We start from the raw sequence: 13,711 nt of genomic DNA, 5'->3' as shown, positions 1-13,711 counted from the left end.
CGCGGGAGGAGGAAAGGCTTCCATAGGAGAAGCCGTCCTCATATCAACCACGGCTTCACCAAGCCGAAACGCCGCCGATCAGGGGACGGGACTATGAAATTTGCAGCTGAGATATTCGGCGTAGGGCTGTTCGCCTTCGTCGCGCTCATGGGAGCCGCGTTCGCGGCGGACGACCTGTTCCAGCAGCACATGTGGGTGCTGTTTTTCACGCTCGTGGTCTTCGCCACGCTTCTGATGCGCCGCACCAGCTTCGCGCCGGCGGCCGCGGGAGCGGACGATCCGTCCGCCTACATGGACGGGCCGATCCGCTACGGCGCCATCGCCACCACCTTCTGGGGCGTGGTCGGCTTCCTCGTCGGCGTCGTCGTGGCGCTCCAGCTCGCCTTTCCCGAGCTCAATCTCGAGCCGTGGTTCACCTTCGGCCGGATGCGGCCGCTGCATACCTCGGCGGTGATCTTCGCCTTCGGCGGCAACGCGCTGATCGCCACCTCCTTCTACGTGGTGCAGCGCACGAGCCGCGCGCGGCTGTTCGGCGGCAACCTCGCCTGGTTCGTGTTCTGGGGCTACCAGCTCTTCATCATCATGGCGGCGACCGGCTACCTCCTCGGCATCACCCAGAGCCGCGAATATGCCGAGCCGGAATGGTATGTCGACATCTGGCTGACCATCGTCTGGGTCGCCTATCTCCTGGTGTTCCTCGGCACGATCCTGAAGCGCAAGGAACCGCACATCTACGTCGCCAACTGGTTCTACCTGTCGTTCATCGTCACCATCGCGATGCTGCACGTGGTCAACAACCTGGCGGTGCCGGTCTCCATCGTCGGGATCAAGAGCTATTCGGCGTTCTCGGGCGTGCAGGACGCGCTGACCCAGTGGTGGTACGGCCACAACGCGGTCGGCTTCTTCCTCACCGCCGGCTTCCTCGGCATGATGTACTATTTCGTGCCCAAGCAGGCCGAGCGGCCGGTCTATTCCTACCGGCTGTCGATCATCCATTTCTGGGCGCTGATCTTCCTCTACATCTGGGCCGGCCCGCACCACCTGCACTACACCGCGCTGCCCGACTGGGCGCAGACACTCGGCATGGTGTTCTCGGTGATGCTGTGGATGCCCTCCTGGGGCGGCATGATCAACGGCCTGATGACGCTGTCGGGCGCCTGGGACAAGGTGCGCACCGACCCGATCATCCGCATGATGGTGGCGGCGATCGCCTTCTACGGCATGGCCACCTTCGAGGGGCCGATGATGTCGATCAAGGCGGTGAACTCGCTGTCGCACTACACCGACTGGACCATCGGCCACGTCCATTCCGGCGCGCTGGGCTGGAACGGCCTCATCACCTTCGCCGCGCTCTACTACATGGTGCCGCGCCTGTGGGGCCGCCAGCGGCTCTATTCGCTCCGCCTCGTGTCCTGGCACTTCTGGCTCGCCATGCTCGGCATCGTCGTCTACGCGGCGGTGATGTGGGTGTCGGGCATCATGCAGGGCCTGATGTGGCGCGAATACGACGAGCAGGGCTTCCTGGTCTACTCGTTCGCCGAAACGGTCTCGGCCATGCATCCCTACTATCTGGCCCGCGCGCTGGGCGGCGCGCTGTTCCTCGCCGGGGCGCTGGTCATGGCCTACAATCTGACCATGACCATCCTCGGCCACGAGCGCGAGGAAGAGCCGATCGGCGGCGCCGCCGCGAAGCCCGTCCTCCAGCCCGCCGAATAGGAGCCGACAATGGCACTCATTGACAAACACAAGCTCATCGAGCGCAACGCCACGCTGCTCCTGGCCGGCTCGCTTTTCGTCGTCACCATCGGCGGCATCGTCGAGATCGTGCCGCTGTTCTACCTCGAGAACACGATCGAGAAGGTGGAGGGCATGCGGCCCTACTCGCCGCTGGAACTGGCCGGGCGCAACATCTACATCCGCGAGGGCTGCTACACCTGCCACTCGCAGATGATCCGCCCGTTCCGCGACGAGGTCGAGCGCTACGGCCATTACAGCCTCGCCGCGGAATCGATGTACGACCATCCGTTCCAGTGGGGATCGAAGCGGACGGGGCCGGACCTCGCCCGCGTCGGCGACCGCTACTCCAACGAGTGGCACGTCCAGCACCTGATCGACCCGCGCTCCGTGGTGCCGGAATCGGTCATGCCGACCTACGCCTTCCTCAAGGATACGCCGCTGTCGGTCCGCAACTTCTCGACCCATCTCGTGGCCAACGCCCGCGTCGGCGTGCCCTACACCGAGGAGATGATCGAGAACGCCGAGGCCGACCTGCGCGCCCAGGCCGACCCGAACGCAGACACGAGCGGGCTCGAGGCGCGCTACCCGAAGGCCAAGCTCGGCGATTTCGACGGCGACCCGGCGCGGCTGACCGAGATGGACGCGCTGGTCGCCTACCTTCAGATGCTCGGCACGCTGGTCGATTTCTCGACCTACGACGAAGCCGCCGGCTACCGATAGGAGGGACGGATGGAAACCTACACCGCATTGCGACAGTTCGCCGATTCGTGGGCCCTGCTCGCCATGACGATTTTCTTCGTCGGCGTGGTGGTCTTCACCTTCCGCCCCGGCAGCCGAAAGCAGGCCGAAGAGGCCGCGCGCATCCCCCTCAAGGACGACTGACATGAGCGAGAAACATATCGACGAGATTTCCGGCGTCGAGACAACCGGCCATGAGTGGGACGGCATCCGCGAGCTGGACAACCCGATGCCGCGCTGGTGGCTGTGGACCTTCTACGCCACCATCGTCTGGGGCCTCGCCTACACGATCGCCTATCCGGCCTGGCCGCTGATCTCGTCGGCGACGACGGGCGTGCTGGAATGGTCGAGCCGCGGCGACCTGCGCGCCGAGCTCGACGTCGCCGAGGCGACAAGGGCCGAATACGCCGCCCGCGTCGCCGAGCTGCCGATCGAGGAGATCCTGGCCGACGACACGCTGCGCCAGTTCGCCAATTCGGCGGGCGCGGCGGCCTTCCGCGTCAACTGCGTCCAGTGCCACGGCTCGGGCGCGTCCGGCTCGCCCGGTTATCCCAACCTCAACGACGACGAGTGGCTGTGGGGCGGCACGGCGGAGGACATCCGCCTGACCATCGCCCACGGCGTGCGCTTCGCCGGCGACGACGACACGCGCTACTCGGAGATGACGGCCTTCGCCGAGATCCTCGACCGCGACGAGACGATGACGGTGGCGACCTATGTCAAGTCGCTGTCGGAGGGCGGCGACCTCGCCGGGCCGGGCGCCGAGCTCTACGCCGACAACTGCGCCTCCTGCCACGGCGAGACCGGCAAGGGCGAGCCCGCCCTCGGCGCGCCGGACCTGACCGACGCGATCTGGCTCTACGGCTCGGACCTTGGCGAGATCGCGGCGCAGATCCGCGCGCCCAAGCACGGCGTCATGCCGGCCTGGCAGGCGCGGCTCGGCGAGACCACCGTCAAGGAGCTTGCCGTCTACGTCCATTCGCTCGGCGGCGGGCAGTAGGACAACCCGGGGCCGATCCCGGCAAACGGGGCGGCCGAGAAGAGGGGGGAGGAGGCCGGTGCGGCTTTTTGGCCGCGCCGGCCTTCATGGCTTCCGGGCGCGTGCCCGTCTTGATATGGATCAAGGCCAGGCGAGGAGATCGGGCGCATTTGCAGAGCAGGCGGACTGCCCCGTCCGCAGGAGAATGCCATGACAACCACGTCCGCCGAGGTTGAACGGCACGACGCAGAAGCCGTCAACTCGGCCAAGGTGCGCCAGCCGCTCTACGCAGCCCGCAAGAAGATCTTCCCCAAGCGCGCCTCGGGCCAGTTCCGCCGTTTCAAGTGGCTGGTTATGTTCGTGACCCTCGGCATCTACTACCTGACGCCGTGGCTGCGCTGGGACCGCGGGCCGCACGCGCCGGACCAGGCGGTGCTGGTAGACCTCGCCAACCGCCGCTTCTATTTCTTCTTCATCGAGATCTGGCCGCAGGAATTCTTCATCGTCGCGGGCCTCCTCGTCATGGCGGGGCTGGGGCTCTTCCTCGTCACCTCGACGGTCGGCCGCGCCTGGTGCGGCTACACCTGCCCGCAGACGGTGTGGGTCGACCTCTTCCTCGTCGTCGAGCGCGCGATCGAGGGCGACCGCAACGCCCGCATGAAGCTCGACAAGGAACCGTGGAGCCCGCGCAAGGCGGCGCTGCGCGTGGCCAAGCACGCGACCTGGGTGGTGATCGCGGTGGCGACGGGCGGCGCGTGGATCTTCTACTTCGCCGACGCGCCGACGCTGCTTCTCGATTTCGTCACCGGCCATGCCGCGCCGGTCGCCTACATGACGGTCGCGCTGCTCACCGCCACCACCTACACCTTCGGCGGGCTGATGCGCGAGCAGGTCTGCACCTATATGTGCCCGTGGCCGCGCATCCAGGCGGCGATGCTCGACGAGAACTCGCTGACCGTCACCTACAACGACTGGCGCGGCGAGCCGCGCACGCGCGGCACCAAGAAGGCGCTGGCCTCCGGCCGCGCCGCCGGCGACTGCGTCGATTGCAACGCCTGCGTCGTCGTCTGCCCGATGGGCATCGACATCCGCGACGGCCAGCAGCTCGAATGCATCACCTGCGCGCTGTGCATCGACGCGTGCGACGCGGTGATGGACAAGCTCGGTCGCGCGCGCGGTCTGATCTCCTACGCGACGCTCGCCGACTACAACGCCAACATGGCGGTGGTGACCGGCGGCGGCAGCCACGCCATCGACCCGACGCTCGTCCACAAGCCGGACGGCTCGCTCGCCGACGGCATCGTGCCGTTCCACCTGAAGCGCATCTTCCAGCCGCGCGTCTTCGTCTACTTCGTCGGCTGGGCGCTGATCGGCGTCGCGCTGATCTACGCGCTGATGGTGCGCGACAAGCTCGAGGTCAACGTCCTGCACGACCGCAACCCGCAATATGTCGTCCTCTCGGACGGCGCGATCCGCAACGGCTACACGGTCAAGCTGCTCAACAAGATCGCCCAGCCGCGCGCGGTCACGGTCTCGCTCGACGGGTTGCCGGGAGGCGAGATGAGTGTCGTCGGCCTCGACCATGGCGAGGGCCGGGCCTTCGCCGTCGCGCTGGAGCCGGACAGGCTGAAGACGCTGAAGATTTACGTGCGCCAGCCGCGCGACCTGATCGACGGCCGGGTCCAGAACTTCCGTTTCCTTGTCGTCGACGCGGAAAACGGCGAGAATGCCGCCTACACCGCGAACTTCGACGCACCGGAGTGACGACGATGGACATGACGAGGAAGGACGGGCGCCCCGCCAAGACCCGCGAATTCACCGGCAGGCACATGCTGGCGATCATGTTCGCCTTCTTCGGCGTCATCATCGCCGTCAATCTGACGATGGCGACCTTCGCCCGCACCAGCTGGTCGGGCCTCGTGGTGAAGAACTCCTACGTCGCCGGACAGGAGTTCAACCGCAAGGCCGAGGAAGGGCGCGAGCAGGCCGCGCTCGGCTGGACGCCGGCCTTCGCCATCGAGGAGGGCGTGCTGCGCTTCTCGCTGACCGACGCCGAGGGTCGCCCGGTGCGGCTTGAAAGCGGGATCGCCGACCTGCGCCGGCCGGTCGGCGACGCCGACGACACGGAGGTGGCGCTGGCCGTCTCCGGCGACGGGCTCGAGGCGCGGCTCGGCGTCGAGGACGGCGCGTGGATCGTCGAGATCCATGCCACAGCCGGGGCCGAGGCCGGGCTCGAACGGCCGTGGCGCGAGACGCGGCGCGTCCAGCTTCGCGGAGGCAACGCGCGATGAGCTGCTGCGCGCCGGGGGCGGAGGGTTTCGCCGGCGGCGTCATGGCGCTGCCCTCCGACGACGAGGTCCGCTTCTCGGCGCGCGATCTCGGCGATGGGGTCCGTCAGGCCGAGTTCTCGGTGCCGGCGGTGCATTGCGGCGCCTGCATCCAGACCATCGAATCGAACCTTTCCAAGCTCGCCGGCATCGAGGCCGCGCGCGTCAACCTGTCGACGCGGCGGGTCACCGTGCGCTGGCGCGGCGAGGCGCTGCCGCCGGTGGTGGCGACGCTGGCGCGGCTCGGCTACGCGCCGACCGTGTTCGACGAGCCGGAAGGGCGCAAGGACCGCACGCTGTCCGAGCTGCTGGTCGCCGTCGCCGTCTCTGGCTTCGCGGCCGGCAACATCATGCTGCTCTCCGTCTCGGTCTGGTCGGGGGCGGAGGGCGCGACGCGCGACCTCTTCCACTGGGTCTCGGCGCTGATCGCGCTGCCGGCGATGATCTTCGCCGGGCGCATCTACTATCGCTCGGCCTGGGGCGCGCTGAGATACGGGCGCATGAACATGGACGTGCCGATCGCCATCGGCATCACCATGGCCTACGCCTTAAGCCTCTACGAGACGATCCATTCGGGCCGGCACGCCTATTTCGACGCCTCGGTAACGCTGCTGTTCTTCCTGCTGATCGGGCGCACGCTCGACCACGTGATGCGCGAGCGGGCGCGCACCGCCGTGCGCGGGCTGGCGCGGCTCGCGCCGCGCGGCGCGCTGGTGATCGCCGCCGACGGCAGCCGCGACTATCGCCCGATCAGCGAGATCGAGCCGGGCATGCGCATCCTCGTCGCCGCCGGCGAGCGCATCCCGGTCGACGCGGCGATCGAGCGCGGGGCCTCCGACATCGACCGCTCGCTGGTGACGGGCGAGAGCGCGCCGCAGCGGGTGGCCGAAGGCGATCCGATCCAGGCCGGCACGCTCAACCTGACCGGGCCGCTGACGCTGCGCGCCGCGGCGAAGGCCGAGGATTCGTTCCTCGCCGAGATGCTGCGGATGATGGAGGCGGCCGAGGGCGGCCGCGCCCGCTACCGCCGCATCGCCGACCGGGTTTCCGCCGCCTACGCGCCCGTGGTGCACCTGACGGCGCTTGTCACCTTCGTCGGCTGGATGGCCTACACCGGCGGCGACTGGCACCAGGCGATCACCGTCGCCATCGCGGTCCTCATCATCACCTGCCCGTGCGCGCTCGGCCTTGCCGTGCCCATCGTGCAGGTCGTGGCCGCGCGCCGGCTGTTCGAGCACGGCATCATGGTGCGCGACGGCGGGGCTATGGAGCGGCTGGCCGAGGCCGACGTCGCCGTCTTCGACAAGACCGGCACGCTGACGCTCGGCCATCCGCGCCTCCAGAATGCGCGGGAGATCGCGCCCGAGGCGCTGGCGGCGGCGGCCGCGCTCGGCGCGCATTCGCGCCACCCGCTGTCGCAGGCCGTCGCGCTCTATGACGAGGGCGCCGGGCCGCAATTCGACGGAATCTCCGAGCTGCCGGGCCTCGGCATCGAGGGACGGGCCGGCGGCGCGCTGTGGCGGCTCGGCCGCGCCAGCTGGGCGGCCGGCGGGGCGGCGCAGGAAGAAGGCACGGTGTTGGCGCGCGACGGCGTCGTGCTCGCCCGCTTCGCGTTCGAGGACGCGATCCGCACTGATGCCAAAGAGGCGCTGGCCGAGATCGAGGACCGGCTCGGCCCGGTCGAGATGCTGTCGGGCGACACGCTGGCCGCCTGCCGGCGCGTCGCCGACCGGCTCTCCATCGCCCATGTCGAGGCGAACCTGATGCCGGCGGGCAAGGTGGCGCGCATCGAGGCGCTGGCGCGGGAAGGCCGCAAGGTGCTGATGGTCGGCGACGGGCTGAACGATGCGCCCGCGCTCGGCGCGGCGCACGTCTCCATCGCCCCGGCGACCGCCGCCGACATCGGCCGCAACGCCGCCGATTTCGTCTTCCTGCGCGAGAGCCTGTCGGCGATTCCGATCGCGCTCGACGTGTCGCGCCGCGCCGGCCGGCTGATCCGCCAAAACCTCGTCCTCGCCATCGTCTACAACCTCTTCGCTGTGCCGATCGCCATCTTCGGCTATGTCACGCCGCTGGTCGCGGCGGTCGCCATGTCCACCTCCTCGATCATCGTCATCGCCAATGCCCTGCGGCTGGGAGGGAAGCGGGCATGAGCATGCTCATCTACCTGATCCCGGTGGCGCTGTTCCTCGGCGGGCTGGCGCTCGTCTCCTTCCTGTGGGCGGTGCGGAGCGGCCAGTACGAGGACCTCGACGGCGCGGCCGAGCGGGTGCTGTTCGACGACAGGGACGAGAGCGAGCCGGCCGCGAAGCCCTGACGGCGAATCCTTTTGCGCCGGCCTCTTGGCCCGCGGTGCGATCTTCCGTTCTTGGGGCCGGGCGCGCCATGCCGTTCCTTGTCCGCTCGCCTGCCCTTGTCGGATAGTGGACGTGGACCTAGCGCGCGCCACGCGGCGGGTTCATGGTCGCAGCCTTCCATATCTGTGACAGCGAGCACGAGGATGATCCCGTTCCGGTTTTCGCGCCGCACGGTCCTTCAGGGAACCGCGCTTCTTCTCGCCTCGACGGCGATGCCCTCGCTTCTGCTCGCTCAAGGCGGCGGCGAGGGCGGCCGGCTGGTCGTCGCCGCCGATTCCGAGCCGCGCAACCTCAACCCGGCCATCGTCGCCTCCAACGGCGTCTTCTTCATCGCTTCGAAGGTGATCGAGCCGCTGGCCGAGGCTTCCTTTGACGGCCCGGACGGGCTGGCGCCGCGCCTTGCCGTGGCGTGGGAGGGGTCGGATGACGGGCTGTCCGCGACGTTCCGCCTGCGCGAAGGGGTGCGCTGGCACGACGGCGCGCCCTTCACCTCGGCCGATGTCGCCTTTTCGGCGCTGAAGGTGTGGAAGCCGTTGCAGAATCTCGGCCGCCTCGTCTTCGCCAATCTCGAAGCCGTCGACACGCCCGACGAGCTGACCGCGATCTTCCGCTTCTCGAAGCCGACGCCGTTCCAGCTGATCCGCAACGCGCTGCCGGTCGTTTCGAGCGTGGTGGCCAGGCATGTCTTCGAGAACGAAGCCGATATCGCCGCGAGCCCGCTGAACAACCAGCTCGTCGGCACCGGGCCGTTCCGGCTCATTGAGCACCGGCCGGGCGAGTACTATCTTCTCGAACGCAACCCCGATTATTGGGGCGAGGGGGAACCGAAGCTCGAGCAGATCGTCTTCCGCGTCCTGCCCGACCGCGCGGCCGCCGCCGGCGCGCTGGAGGCCGGGGAGATCCATCTCGCCGCCTTCAGCCAGGTGCCGCTGACCGATCTCGACCGCATTTCGAAGGTCGAGGGGCTGACGGTCCACACGAAAGGCTATGAGGGGCTGACCTACCAGCTCGGCGTCGAGATCAACCATCGCCGCGAGGAGCTGGCTGACCTTGCCGTGCGGCGGGCCATCGCCCACGCCATCGACCGCGATTTCGTCGTGCGCACCATCTTTCTCGGCCATGCCGAGGCGTCGACCGGCATCGTGCCGAAGAACGCGCCGGAATTCTACGAGCCGGATGTCGAGACCTATGCGTTCGACGTCGACAGGGCCAACGCGCTGCTCGACGAGGCCGGCTATCCGCGCGGGGCGAACGGGACGCGCTTCTCCGTGCGTCTTTTGCCGGCTCCCTATTTTACCGAGACGCGGCAGTTCGGCGATTATCTGCGGCAGGCGCTCGCGGCCATCGGCATCGACGCCACGGTCGTCAACAACGATCCCGCCGCGCACCAGAAGGCGATCTATACCGACCACGATTTCGACCTTGCCGTGGTGCCGAGCGTGTTCCGTGGCGACCCGGCGATCTCGACCACCATCCTCGTCAGGAGCGGAACGCCGGCCGGCGTGCCGTTCTCCAACCAGGGCGGCTACGAGAACGCGGCGCTCGACGCGCTGATCGACGAAGCGGCGGAAACGGTCGACACGGCGGCGCGGACGGCGCTCTATCGCGAGTTCCAGCGGCTGGTGGCGCGGGACTTGCCGCTCATCAGCGTCGCCGAATGGGGCTTTACCACTGTGGCCAGCGACAAGGTGCGGAACGTCTCCAACAATCCGCGCTGGGCCGTCTCCAACTGGGCGGATACGGAACTGGAATCGTGATAGGCTGGCGGCGTCCGCCTTGAGCTTCCAGCCGCGCATGATTGAGACGCCTTTCGAATTCGACCTGCAGCGCATGACCCACGCGCGCCTGCGCCGCCCCTCACCTGCCTGCCGGCATCCTCTCCCCGTGAACGGGGAGAGGAGACGCTGCCGCGACCTCGCCGCTTCCCCTTCTCCCCGTTCACGGGGAGAAGGTGCCCGAAGGGCGGATGAGGGGCGGCGGCGGCGTGACCGGAAAGCCGCCCGCCGTCGCCCGGCTCGACCGGCATGAGCCGAACCTTCCGCCTTTTCAGGCGCCGCGTCCTCACCGCCGTCCCGGTGCTGGCGCTCGTCGTCGCCGGGGCGTTCCTGCTCACCGAGGCCGCGCCCGGCGATGCGGTCGACGCCTATCTCCTCTCCATCGGCGGCGGCGACCCCGCCCTCGTCGCCGCCTTGCGCGAAGACTGGGGGCTGGACGGCTCGGTCATGGCGCGGCTCGCGCTCTACCTCACCTCGCTGGCGCGGCTCGATCTCGGCTGGTCGCTCGCCTTCGGCCGGCCGGTGCTCGACCTCGTGCTCGAGCGCCTGCCGGCGACGCTGTGGCTGATGGGATCGGCGGTGGCGCTATCCTTCACCCTCGGCTCCGGCCTCGGCATCCTCGCCGGCATGCGGCCGGGAAGCGCGCTCGACCGGGCGCTCTCGACCGGCTCGCTGGCGCTCTACGCCGTGCCCGGCTTCTGGCTCGGGCTGGTGTTGATTGTCGTCTTTTCCGTGCAGCTCCGCTGGTTCCCGACCGCGGGACTGGAGACCATCGCTTCCGGCAAGACGGGCCTCGCCCGCGTCCGCGACATCGCTTGGCACCTCGCCCTGCCGGTCGCCGCGCTCGCCATGATCTATCTCGCGCTCTTCCTGCGCATGATGCGCGCCGGCATGGCCGAGGCGTGGCGGCAGGACTATGCGCTGGCGGCGCGGGCGCGCGGGCTCGGGCGGCTGCGCATCGCGCTCGCCCACGTCGCGCGCAACGCGCTTCTGCCGCTTGTCACCATGCTCGGGCTTCAGGCGGCGTCGATGCTCGGCGGCAGCGTCATCATCGAGAGCGTGTTCGCCATTCCCGGCTTCGGCCGGCTGGCGCAGGAGGCGGTGGCCGCGCGCGACGCGCCGCTGCTCGCCGGCATCATCCTCGTCAGCGCCGTCATGGTCGTTCTCGTCAATCTCGCGGTCGACCTCGCCTATGCGGCGCTCGACCCGCGCGTCGGCACGGGCGAGGCGGCGTCGTGAGCGTCCTTGCCCGCCTTCTCCGCTCCCGCGAGGGCGTCGCCGGCCTCGCCTTGCTGGCGCTGCCGGTGCTGGCGGCGCTTCTTGCGCCGTACCTCTTTCCCGGCGATCCGCTGGCGATAAGGGGGCCGGCGCTGGTGGCGCCGCTTGCCGATCCCGCCTTCCCGCTCGGCACCGACCGGCTGGGGCGCGACGTGCTGGCGGGCCTCCTTCACGGCGCGCGCGCCTCGCTCGTCGTCGGGCTGGCGACGGCGCTGGTCGCGGCCGTGGCCGGCGCGCTCGTCGGCACCGTCGCCGGCTTTGCCGGCGGCCTCGTCGACGAGGCGCTGATGCGGCTGACGGAAGCGTTCCAGACCGTGCCGGGCTTCCTGCTCGCGCTCGCCTTCGTTTCCGTCGCCGGCGCGTCGCTGCCGGTCGTCGTCTTCGCGATCGCGCTCGGCGCGTGGACCGGGCCGGCGCGGCTGGCGCGGGCCGAAGTGCTGTCGATCCGCGAGCGCGATTACGTCGCGGCCGCCCGCGTCGTCGGCATGCGGCCGGCGGAAATCGCGCTGCGCGAGGTGCTGCCCAACGCGCTGCCGCCGGTGCTGGCGCTCGCCTCGGTCATCGTCGCCAACGCCATCCTCGTCGAGGCGGCGCTGTCGTTCCTCGGCCTCGGCGACCCCAACATCGTCACCTGGGGGTCGATGATCGCCGAGGGGCGCAACGTGCTGCGCTCCGCGCCCTTCCTGTCCATCGTGCCGGGGCTCGGCCTCGTCGTCACCGTGCTCGGCGTCTACCTTCTCTCCGAAGGGCTGGCCGAGGCGCTGGCCGTGCGAAAGGTGCGGGCATGAGCGCGCCGCTCGTGACCTTGCGCGGGCTTGCCGTTTTCTATGCCGGGTCATCGCTGCCGGCGCTCGCCGGGATCGACCTCGACATCGGCCGGGGCGAGACGCTGGCGGTGATCGGCGAGAGCGGGTCGGGCAAGTCGACGCTGGCGCTGGCGCTGGCCGGCCTGCTGCCGGACGACGCCGCCGTTGCCGGCCGGATCGACGGGCCGGGCTTCACGCGCCCGCCGCGCCCGGGGCGCGACATCGGCTTCGTGTTCCAGGACGCGGGCGCGAGCTTGAACCCGGTGCGCCGCGTCGGCGCGCAGGTGGCCGAGGTGGCGCGGGTCCATCTCGGCCTCTCGCGACCGGCGGCGCGCGGCCATGCGCTCGACCTCTTCCAGCGGGTGCGCCTGTCCGACCCGTATGCCGCCGCCCGCGCCTTTCCGCACCAGCTTTCCGGCGGCCAGCGCCAGCGCGTCGCCATCGCGGCGGCCATCGCCGCCGGGCCGGCGCTGCTGATCGCCGACGAGCCGACCAGCGCGCTCGACACCATCGTGCAGGCGGAAGTTGTCGCTCTGTTGAACGAACTGGTGGCGGAGGCGGGGATGACGCTCGTCTTCATCACCCACGACATCGCGCTGGCCTCCGGTTTCGCCGACCGGGTCGGCGTTCTCGATCAGGGGCGGCTGGTGGAGGCGGGGCCGATCGCAGCGGTGCTGGCCGCGCCGCGCGATGCCTATACACGCATGCTGCTCGGCTGCCATATCGGCCTCGACACGCCGCCGCTGGTCGGTGGGGAGGCGGTACGTTGACCGCGCCGCTTCTCGCTGTCGCCGGATTGTCGAAAACGTTCGCCGTGGCCGGCCGCCGGATCGCTGCGGTCGAGGATGCGTCGCCGTCGCTCGCGCCGGGCCGCGCCACGCCGCCGCAGATCGGGCCGCGCTTCAGGGAGGCGGCATCGTGAACGTGCCGCTTCTCGCCGCCCATGAGCTGTCGAAGACCTTCGTCTCGGCCGGCCGCCGCGTCGTGGCGCTCGACGGCGTGTCGCTGTCGGTCGCGCCGGGCGAGACGCTCGGCCTCGTCGGGCCGTCCGGCTGCGGCAAGTCGACGCTGGCGCGGGTCATCCTGCGGCTGATCGAGCCGGATGCCGGGCGGATCGCCTTCGCGGGGGAGGATTTGACGGTGCTGCGCGGCGAGCGGCTGCGGCGTATGCGCGGGCGCATCCAGATGGTGTTCCAGGACCCGCTCGCCGCCTTCAACCCGCGCGCGACGGTGGCGCGGGCGCTCGACGATCCGCTGCGCATCCACGGGCTCGCGCCGCGCGTCGCAAGGCCGGCGGCGGTCGCGGCGCTGCTCGAACGGGTCGGGCTTTCGCCGGACCTTGGCCCCCGTCCGGTCCACGCCATCTCCGGCGGCCAGCGCCAGCGGCTGGCCATCGCCCGCGCGCTCGCCAGCCGGCCGGACCTGATCGTGTTCGACGAGGCGGTGTCTGCGCTCGACGTCGCGGTGCGCGGCCGCATCCTCGAGCTGATCGTCGCGCTCCAGCGCGAGCACGGCCTCGCCTGCCTGTTCATCTCGCACGACCTCGCCGTGGTGCGGGCGGTGTCGCACCGCATCGCGGTGATGGAGGCGGGGCGGATCGTCGAGGAAGGCCCGGCGGGCACAATCGTTTCCGCCCCGCGCTCGGCGGTCGGGCAGGCGCTGGTCGCGGCCGCGCCGCGCTTTGCATTTCCTGCTTCCGGGGCATAGGATGGCG

Annotated in this window: 14 protein-coding genes; all 14 read left to right on the top strand. The window is 69.9% G+C overall.

The genetic code is table 11. From position 1 onward, the window contains the following. The first annotated feature begins 93 nt into the window (after positions 1-93). The 14 genes from ccoN to M9945_RS00450 all read left to right on the top strand — a co-directional run bounded on the left by ccoN (position 94) and on the right by M9945_RS00450 (position 13,704). Positions 94-1,716, top strand: coding sequence for a cytochrome-c oxidase, cbb3-type subunit I (gene ccoN / locus M9945_RS00515; protein ID WP_367942983.1), 1,623 nt, complete (start codon positions 94-96; stop codon positions 1,714-1,716). Between the two features lie 9 nt (positions 1,717-1,725). After that, on the top strand, positions 1,726-2,457 hold the full coding sequence (gene ccoO / locus M9945_RS00510; protein ID WP_367942982.1) for a cytochrome-c oxidase, cbb3-type subunit II: 732 nt from the start codon (positions 1,726-1,728) through the stop codon (positions 2,455-2,457). A 9-nt stretch (positions 2,458-2,466) separates the two neighbouring features. Next, complete coding sequence (locus M9945_RS00505; RefSeq protein ID WP_367942981.1) at positions 2,467-2,619, top strand: cbb3-type cytochrome c oxidase subunit 3; 153 nt, start codon at positions 2,467-2,469, stop codon at positions 2,617-2,619. A 1-nt stretch (position 2,620) separates the two neighbouring features. Beyond that, positions 2,621-3,475, top strand: a complete 855-nt coding sequence (ccoP, locus tag M9945_RS00500) for a cytochrome-c oxidase, cbb3-type subunit III (RefSeq protein WP_367942980.1) — start codon at positions 2,621-2,623, stop codon at positions 3,473-3,475. A gap of 189 nt (positions 3,476-3,664) precedes the next feature. Beyond that, positions 3,665-5,218, top strand: coding sequence for a cytochrome c oxidase accessory protein CcoG (ccoG, locus tag M9945_RS00495; protein ID WP_367942979.1), 1,554 nt, complete (start codon positions 3,665-3,667; stop codon positions 5,216-5,218). A gap of 11 nt (positions 5,219-5,229) precedes the next feature. Then, positions 5,230-5,745: a FixH family protein gene (locus tag M9945_RS00490; RefSeq protein WP_367944731.1), complete on the top strand. Its 516-nt coding sequence runs from the start codon at positions 5,230-5,232 to the stop codon at positions 5,743-5,745. Continuing rightward, positions 5,742-7,934 (top strand): cation-translocating P-type ATPase, encoded by a 2,193-nt coding sequence (locus M9945_RS00485; protein WP_367942978.1) that lies wholly within the window; start codon positions 5,742-5,744, stop codon positions 7,932-7,934. The genes M9945_RS00490 and M9945_RS00485 overlap by 4 nt, the downstream gene beginning before the upstream one ends. After that, positions 7,931-8,098 carry a cbb3-type cytochrome oxidase assembly protein CcoS gene (gene ccoS / locus M9945_RS00480; RefSeq protein WP_367942977.1) on the top strand — a complete coding sequence of 56 codons (168 nt, stop codon included), beginning with the start codon at positions 7,931-7,933 and terminating at the stop codon, positions 8,096-8,098. Before M9945_RS00485 ends, ccoS begins: the two co-directional genes overlap by 4 nt. A 183-nt stretch (positions 8,099-8,281) precedes the next feature. Next, positions 8,282-9,895: an ABC transporter substrate-binding protein gene (locus M9945_RS00475; protein ID WP_367942976.1), complete on the top strand. Its 1,614-nt coding sequence runs from the start codon at positions 8,282-8,284 to the stop codon at positions 9,893-9,895. Positions 9,896-10,162: 267 nt separating this feature from the next. After that, positions 10,163-11,152: an ABC transporter permease gene (locus M9945_RS00470; RefSeq protein WP_367942975.1), complete on the top strand. Its 990-nt coding sequence runs from the start codon at positions 10,163-10,165 to the stop codon at positions 11,150-11,152. Then, entirely contained in the window at positions 11,149-11,979 is an 831-nt protein-coding gene (locus M9945_RS00465; protein ID WP_367942974.1) for an ABC transporter permease, read from the top strand. Before M9945_RS00470 ends, M9945_RS00465 begins: the two co-directional genes overlap by 4 nt. After that, the gene (locus M9945_RS00460; protein WP_367942973.1) at positions 11,976-12,767 is read left to right on the top strand and encodes an ATP-binding cassette domain-containing protein; all 792 of its coding nucleotides are present in this window, start codon (positions 11,976-11,978) and stop codon (positions 12,765-12,767) included. Before M9945_RS00465 ends, M9945_RS00460 begins: the two co-directional genes overlap by 4 nt. Further along, a complete protein-coding gene (locus tag M9945_RS00455; protein WP_367942972.1) occupies positions 12,764-12,919 on the top strand; it encodes a hypothetical protein in 156 nt (51 codons plus the stop codon). The genes M9945_RS00460 and M9945_RS00455 overlap by 4 nt, the downstream gene beginning before the upstream one ends. After that, complete coding sequence (locus M9945_RS00450; protein ID WP_367942971.1) at positions 12,916-13,704, top strand: ATP-binding cassette domain-containing protein; 789 nt, start codon at positions 12,916-12,918, stop codon at positions 13,702-13,704. Before M9945_RS00455 ends, M9945_RS00450 begins: the two co-directional genes overlap by 4 nt. Positions 13,705-13,711 lie beyond the last annotated feature (7 nt).

Source organism: Aquamicrobium sp., assembly GCF_023954335.1.
GTDB lineage: Bacteria > Pseudomonadota > Alphaproteobacteria > Rhizobiales > Rhizobiaceae > Aerobium.
This window is presented reverse-complemented; position numbering and strand designations above follow the sequence as displayed.

Coding starts and splice junctions, on each gene's coding strand:
- ccoN (WP_367942983.1), top strand. CDS start 94: ATGAAATTTGCAGCTGAGATATTCGGCGTAGGGCTGTTCGCCTTCGTC.
- ccoO (WP_367942982.1), top strand. CDS start 1,726: ATGGCACTCATTGACAAACACAAGCTCATCGAGCGCAACGCCACGCTG.
- M9945_RS00505 (WP_367942981.1), top strand. CDS start 2,467: ATGGAAACCTACACCGCATTGCGACAGTTCGCCGATTCGTGGGCCCTG.
- ccoP (WP_367942980.1), top strand. CDS start 2,621: ATGAGCGAGAAACATATCGACGAGATTTCCGGCGTCGAGACAACCGGC.
- ccoG (WP_367942979.1), top strand. CDS start 3,665: ATGACAACCACGTCCGCCGAGGTTGAACGGCACGACGCAGAAGCCGTC.
- M9945_RS00490 (WP_367944731.1), top strand. CDS start 5,230: ATGACGAGGAAGGACGGGCGCCCCGCCAAGACCCGCGAATTCACCGGC.
- M9945_RS00485 (WP_367942978.1), top strand. CDS start 5,742: ATGAGCTGCTGCGCGCCGGGGGCGGAGGGTTTCGCCGGCGGCGTCATG.
- ccoS (WP_367942977.1), top strand. CDS start 7,931: ATGAGCATGCTCATCTACCTGATCCCGGTGGCGCTGTTCCTCGGCGGG.
- M9945_RS00475 (WP_367942976.1), top strand. CDS start 8,282: ATGATCCCGTTCCGGTTTTCGCGCCGCACGGTCCTTCAGGGAACCGCG.
- M9945_RS00470 (WP_367942975.1), top strand. CDS start 10,163: ATGAGCCGAACCTTCCGCCTTTTCAGGCGCCGCGTCCTCACCGCCGTC.
- M9945_RS00460 (WP_367942973.1), top strand. CDS start 11,976: ATGAGCGCGCCGCTCGTGACCTTGCGCGGGCTTGCCGTTTTCTATGCC.